The sequence below is a fragment of the uncultured Aquincola sp. genome (assembly GCF_964001545.1).
Taxonomy (GTDB): domain Bacteria; phylum Pseudomonadota; class Gammaproteobacteria; order Burkholderiales; family Burkholderiaceae_C; genus Aquincola.
Genome location: NZ_CAXFDV010000151.1, coordinates 1 through 4,439 on the forward strand (window position 1 = coordinate 1; position 4,439 = coordinate 4,439).

Below are 4,439 nucleotides of genomic sequence, written 5' to 3' on the forward strand. Positions count from 1 at the left end.
CCGCCGAAAAGGTGAAGGCCGAACAGCTGGCCTCCAACGTGACCGGCGTGACGCAGGTGGTGAACAACCTGCAGGTGGCCAACAGCTGAACCCGCTACACCCGCTGGTCGTAGATGAAGCGCCTTACCCGATGCGTGGTGAGGCGCTTTGCATCGACCTGTGAGGGGTTCACGAGGACATTCACCTCTTCTTGAATGATGACGGCGGGCACGCACAGCAAGGCGCTCGACTGGCGTGCCAGCCACGCCGAACCCAGGGCCCTCAATGAAATCGAGGTGCAGGCTCAAGTCACGCGTTCGCCGGCGTGGTTCCAGCGGCCGCCCTTGTGGGCGGCGCCCTTGCCCGCCATGTCCGCTGGCTCGCTCAAGGCCCTGGAGATCAAGACGACGGTGAACGCAGGCACGCCCTCTTCCACCGCCCGGTAAAGCGTCAGGTGGTCACTGGATCGCACCTGGTCCACCAAACGGTTCCACTGGGTGCGCCGGCGTTTGTCCGTGCCACCCGCCGGCATGGCCCAGAACCCACCGCGGCGCAGCGTATGGCGAGGCGAAGCTGCTGTCTGCATAGGCACCTCCATTTGGGCATGTTTTACGCCGTATGGGGGTGCCTGAGGTACTCAAGCGCTTGGCTCCCCGAACCCGCCCCCGCCCGGCGTGTTCAGCACGAACACGTCGCCGGGCTGCAGCTCGGCCGAGCCGATGTGCGCCAGCGTTTCCGCGCGGCCGTCGGCTCTTTCCACATGGGTGCTGCCGACTTCGCCGGGCTGGCCGCCCTGCATGCCGAAGGCGCCGTGCACCCGGCCGTTGCTGAGGATGGACGCCGTCATCGCTTCCAGGAAACGGATGCGTCGCGTGCCGCCGTCGCCGCCGCGCCAGCGGCCGGCGCCGCCTGAGCCGGCGCGGATCTCGTAGCTTTCCAGCCGCACCGGGAAGCGGAATTCCAGCACCTCGGGGTCGGTCAGGCGCGAGTTGGTCATGTGCGTCTGCACCACGCTCGTCCCGTCGAAGCCTTCGCCCGCGCCGGAGCCGCCCGACACCGTCTCGTAGTACTGGTGGCGCTCATTGCCGAAGGTGAAGTTGTTCATCGTGCACTGGCCGGCCGCCATCACGCCCAGCGCGCCATACAGCGCATTGGTGACGCAGGTGCTGGTTTCCACATTGCCCGCCACCACCGCCGCCGGTGGCCGCGGGTTGAGCATGCAGCCTTCGGGCACGATGACCTGCAACGGCTTCAGGCAGCCGGCATTGAGCGGGATGTCGTCGTCCACCAGCGTGCGAAACACGTACAGCACCGCGGCCATGGTCACGGCCTTGGGCGCATTGAAGTTGTTGGGCAGCTGGTCGCTGGTGCCGCTGAAGTCGATGGTGGCGGCGCGCGCCTGAGCATCCACCGTCACCGCCACGCGGATGGTGGCCCGGTTGTCCAGCGGCAGCTCGAAGCGGCCGTCCTTCAGCGCGGTGATCACGCGGCGCACCGATTCTTCGGCGTTGTCCTGCACATGGCCCATGTAGGCCGCCACCGTGGGCAGGCCGTACTGCGCCACCATCGCCCGCAGCTCCTGCACGCCTTTTTCGTTGGCGGCGATCTGCGCCTGCAGGTCGGCCAGGTTCTGCGCCGGGTTGCGCGAAGGCCAGGGGCCGCTGGCCAGCAGGTCCAGCATCGCCTGCTCGCGCAGCACCGGGCCGCCCTCGCCCACTGCCACCAGCTTGACGTTGTCGATCAGCACGCCTTCGTCGGCGATGGTCTGCGAGAACGGCGGCATGGAGCCCGGCGTGCTGCCGCCCACGTCGGCATGGTGGCCGCGCGAGGCCACGTAAAAGGCCGGGCGCGTGGCAGCGGCCTCAGTGTCAACGTCAGACCCGGCCTCCAGGAACACCGGCGTCACCACCGTGATGTCGGGCAGGTGGGTGCCGCCGTGGTACGGGTCGTTCAGCACGAACACCTCGCCCGGCTGCATGCCGGGGTTGCGGTTGATCACGCTCTTGATCGATTCGCTCATCGAGCCCAGGTGCACCGGCATGTGCGGCGCATTGGCGATGAGGTTGCCTTCGCCATCGAACAAGGCACACGAGAAGTCGAGCCGCTCCTTGATGTTGACCGAGTGGGCGGTGTTCTGCAGCCGCAGGCCCATCTGCTCGGCGATGTTCATGAAGAGGTTGTTGAACACCTCCAGCATCACCGGGTCGGCCTGGGTGCCCACGGCCTGCGCCTGCGCGCGTGGGCGCGTGCGGCGCAGCTCCATCGCGCCGCCGGGCAGCAGCAGGGCTTGCCAGCCGGGCTCCACCACGGTGGTGGCATTGCGCTCGGCCAGGATGGCGGGGCCATCGACATGGGCGCCCGCAGGCAGCTGCTCGCGGTGGAACAGCCAGGCATCGCGCCAGCCGGCGGGCTGCTCGTCGGCGCTGCAGTACATGCGCACCGGCTCGGCCTTCGGCGGCGTGCGCTGCGCATCGGGCGGCGGGCCTTCGGCATGAGTGCTGATGGCCTCACCCGGCAGCACGGCTTCCACGGACACCGATTCAATCTCCAGCGGCTTGTCGGGCGGCAGGAAGGCAAAGCGCTGGCGGTAGGCCGCCTCGAAGCTGTGGCGCATTGCCGCTGGCTCATCGATGCGCACCTGCAAGGCGGTGTCCGTGCCGCGGTAGCGCAGCTGGGCACGGCTGCGCAGCTCGAAGGGCGAGGCTTGGCCTTCTGCCTGCGACAGGCCGGTCTGCACCGCCAGTTCGGCCAACGCGGCATCTTCCAGCGCCTGCAGGGTGTGGCGCGCGGCGGCCAGGCCGGCTTCGTCCAGCGGCTGCTCGACCGAGGCTTCGCGCATCACGATCTGGTCGGCCAAGCCCATGCCGTAGGCGCTGAGCACGCCGGCCAGTGGGTGCACGTACACCGTGCGCATGCCCAGCGCATCGGCCACCGCGCAGGCATGTTGGCCGCCCGCGCCGCCGAAGCATTGCAGCGTGTAGGCGGTGACGTCGTAGCCGCGCGCCACCGAGATGCGCTTGATGGCATTGGCCATGTTGGCTACCGCGATCTGCAGCGCACCGGCGGCCACTTCTTCGGCCTGCACCGGCCGGCCACTGGCCTGTTGCATCTGCAGCGCGATGGCCTCGAAGCGGTGCAGCACCTCGGCCCTGTCGAGCGGCTGGTTGCCGCGCGGGCCGAACAGCGCCGGAAAGTGCGCCGGCTGAATGCGGCCCAGCATCACATTGGCGTCGGTGGTGGCCAGCGGGCCGCCGCGGCGGTAGCTGGCGGGGCCGGGGTGGGCGCCGGCCGATTCCGGCCCCACGCGCAGCCGCGCGCCATCAAAGCGGATGATGGAGCCGCCGCCTGCGGCCACGGTGTGGATGCTCATCATCGGCGCGCGCATGCGCACGCCGGCCACCTGGGTGTCGAAGGCGCGCTCGAACTCGCCCGCATAGTGCGACACGTCGGTGCTGGTGCCGCCCATGTCGAAGCCGATGACACGCGGATGGCCGGCCGCCACCGCGGTGCGCACCATGCCGACGATGCCGCCCGCCGGGCCCGAGAGGATGGCGTCCTTGCCCTGGAAGCGGTTCGCCTCGGCCAGGCCGCCGGAGCTTTGCATGAACAGCAGCCGCACCCCCGGCATCTGCGCCGCCACGCGGTCGACGTAACGCCGCAGGATGGGGCTGAGGTAGGCATCGACCACCGTGGTGTCGCCGCGCGGCACCAGCTTGATCAGCGGGCTCACCTGGTGCGAGATGGACACCTGGGTGAAGCCGATCTCGCGCGCCAGCGCGCCCACCGCCGCCTCATGGCCCGCAAAGCGCCAGCCGTGCATCAACACCACCGCGCAGGCGCGGATGCCGCTGTCGAAGGCGGCCTGCAGCGCGGGGCGCAGCGCGGCTTCGTCCAGCGGGCGCACCACGCTGCCATCGGCGGCCACGCGTTCGTCGGCTTCCACCACCTGCTCGTACAGCAGCTCGGGCAGCAGGATGCGGCGGTCGAACAGCCGCGGCCGCGCCTGGTAGGCGATGCGCAGCGCATCGCGGAAGCCGCGGGTGGTGACCAGCAGCGTGCGGTCGCCCTTGCGTTCCAGCAGCGCATTGGTGGCCACGGTGGTGCCCATCTTCACGCAGGCCACCTGGTCGGGCGTCACCGCTTCGTCGGGCCGCAGCTGCAGCAGGCGGCGGATGCCTTCCACCGCCGCGTCTTCATAACGCCCGGGGTCTTCGCTCAGCAGCTTGAGCGTGTGCAGCGCGCCGCCGGGAGCACGCCCCACCACGTCGGTGAAGGTGCCGCCGCGGTCGATCCAGAACTGCCAGCGTGGGTCCATGGTTGGCTCACTTTGCTTGTCAATGGAACAGCGCCGACCAGCGTTCGGCCAGCACGGTGGCGATGTCGTGCACCGTGGCGCCGGTGGCGGCGTGCACGGCCGCGGCATACGGCGGCATGTTGGTGCATTCCAGCACGATGTGGTC

At 69.5% G+C, this 4,439-nt stretch carries 2 protein-coding genes; both read right to left on the reverse strand.

Annotated features, from left to right (window positions below; genetic code table 11):
- Nucleotides 1-283: 283 nt before the first annotated feature.
- Nucleotides 284-565 carry a hypothetical protein gene (locus tag ABNT58_RS05090; RefSeq protein ID WP_348752423.1) on the reverse strand — a complete coding sequence of 94 codons (282 nt, stop codon included), beginning with the start codon at nt 563-565 and terminating at the stop codon, nt 284-286.
- A gap of 51 nt (nt 566-616) precedes the next feature.
- Complete coding sequence (locus ABNT58_RS05095; protein WP_348752424.1) at nt 617-4,294, reverse strand: hydantoinase B/oxoprolinase family protein; 3,678 nt, start codon at nt 4,292-4,294, stop codon at nt 617-619.
- Between the last annotated feature and the right edge of the window lie 145 nt (nt 4,295-4,439).